The sequence below is a fragment of the Polaromonas sp. genome, assembly GCF_030682935.1.
Classification (GTDB): domain Bacteria; phylum Pseudomonadota; class Gammaproteobacteria; order Burkholderiales; family Burkholderiaceae_C; genus Polaromonas.
Genome location: NZ_JAUXNA010000292.1, coordinates 1 through 2,222, shown reverse-complemented (window position 1 = coordinate 2,222; position 2,222 = coordinate 1). Strand labels below are relative to the sequence as shown.

Annotated in this window: 2 protein-coding genes; both read right to left on the bottom strand. The window is 57.5% G+C overall.

Translation table 11 applies throughout. The annotated features are described in order from the left end of the window. A partial coding sequence (locus Q8K05_RS13535; RefSeq protein WP_305247142.1) for a Tar ligand binding domain-containing protein occupies window positions 1-189 on the bottom strand: 189 nt, incomplete at its 3' end. A gap of 166 nt (window positions 190-355) precedes the next feature. Next, window positions 356-2,222 (bottom strand): chemotaxis protein CheA (cheA, locus tag Q8K05_RS13530; RefSeq protein WP_305247141.1); only part of this gene is annotated, 1,867 nt, incomplete at its 5' end.

The following is a 2,222-nucleotide window of genomic DNA, read 5'->3' as shown; positions in this document are numbered from 1 at the left end:
GTTGCGCCGCAGGTTTTCCTGTATGTCGGCCATCTGGCCCCTGGGCACGGTGCGGTCTTGGTACACCGCACGCAAGGCATCATTGGACTGACTGATGCCGAACAGGCCCAGGCTGCCAATGGCAATCAGCAGAGCCGACATGATGCCAATCAAGACGGACAGGCGGGTCGATATTTTGAAATTGTTCATGATGTTGTTGCCTTTTTTATTTATTGAGCCGACTCGCCAACCCGGCCCCGCTCACTGCTTGACATCAGCTTGCGTTCGTCCAGCGTGCCCGGCCCCATCGGGCAACCGATGTCCGGCGCCGCGTCTTTAATTGATGAAGCTGGTGGTTCAGGGTGCGGGGACGGGATCAGCCCTGCCTGAGCTGACTTACTTTTTCGCGATTCGTCCGCTGCATCGCGGCCACATCAATAATCAGCGCCACATTGCCATCGCCCAGAATCGTTGCGGCCGAAATCCCCGGCACCTTGCGGTAGTTGGTTTCAAGGTTTTTCACCACCACCTGATGCTGGCCCACCAGTTGATCCACCAGCAGCGCAAAACGCGTTCCTTCAGCCTGCACGATCACCACGATGCCCTGCGTCGGGTCCTGCACCGCGTCGGCGACCTGGAAAAGTTTGTTTAATTCAACCAGCGCCAGGTACTCGCCCCGCACATGCATGACCTGCTCATCGGCGGTGATGGCATGAAGATCCTTGGCATGCGGCTGCAAGGATTCGATGACGTAATTCAGTGGCAAGATGTACACCTCGCCGCCGACCTTGACCGACATGCCATTGAGAATGGCCAGCGTCAAGGGCAGCACGATCCTGATCCTGGTGCCCTTGCCTTGCGTGGAAGCGATTTCAACATGGCCGCCCATTTCCTGAATATTGCGCTTGACCACATCCATGCCGACGCCACGACCCGAGACGTCGGTAACGGCTTCTGCCGTCGAAAAACCCGGCGCAAAAATCAGTTGCCAGACCTCATCGTCAGAGGCGGTTTCGCTGATCGCCATGCCTTGCTGATTCGCCTTGGCCAGAATTTTTTCCCGGACCAGGCCACCACCATCGTCCTTGACCTCGATCACGATGCTGCCGCCTTGATGCTGCGCTGAAAGCGTCAACTTGCCCGCCGGGTCTTTGCCGGCGAAGGCGCGTTGTTCCGGCCCCTCAATACCATGGTCAAGGCTGTTGCGTACCAAGTGGGTGATCGGATCAATGATGCGCTCGATCAGGCTTTTGTCCAACTCGGTTTCTTTGCCAACCGTTACCAGCTGCACCTGTTTGCCCAGCTTGGCCGACAGGTCGCGTATCAGGCGCGGAAAGCGGCTAAACACGTAGTCCATCGGCATCATGCGGATTGACATGACAGATTCCTGCAAATCGCGCGCATTGCGCTCCAGATGCCCCATGCCGCTCAGCAAGCGCTCGTGCAGGACCGGATCCAGCGTCGATGCGGTTTGCGTCAACATCGACTGGGTAATCACCAGTTCACCCACCAGATTGATGATCTGGTCAACCTTTTCAACGTCCACCCTGATCGAGTTTGACTCTTTGCCATGGGCAGCTGCTGCGGGCACCGCGACGGCTGCGACATGCGGCTTGGGCACGTCAACAGCCGCCACAGGGAGAACAGCCGCCGGAGGAGGACTCTCATTCTCCGGCTCTGCATCAGGCGTGGAAGCGGGCTCAGTGCTGATCTCAATCTGATCGGCGTCCACAATGAAACAGCTCACCGCAATAATGTCATCGGCATCACAGGCCGTTTCCAGCCAGACGGTCAGGCTGTAAGTGTCTTGCTCCTGGGCCAGTACCGTGCCCAGATTGGCCAATTCTTCGCTCAGCAGCTTTTGATCGTTTTCCGAAACCTTGGTAAAGCGTACTTTCAAGCTCGGAACTGCCGCCGCGTTGGCTGCGGGCTCTGATGCGGGGAGAGGCGCCGCCACCGCAGCGGCTGCTGGCGTTTTCACAAGAACCGGCGCTCCGGCCGCACCGCCATTTTCCTCCAGCGCCAATTGCCGCAACACGGCGCAGATTTGCGCGACCATTTCCGGCTCTGGTTCACCACCGTCCCGATAAGCGCTCATTTGTTTTTGCAACACGTCTTTAGTCTCCAAAAAGGCGTCCATCATTTTTATGTTTAATTTCAATTGCCCATGGCGTGCCCGGTCGAGCAAATTTTCAAGCAAATGCGTGGTATCGGTCAGCGCGAGAAAACCAAACGTGGCTGCG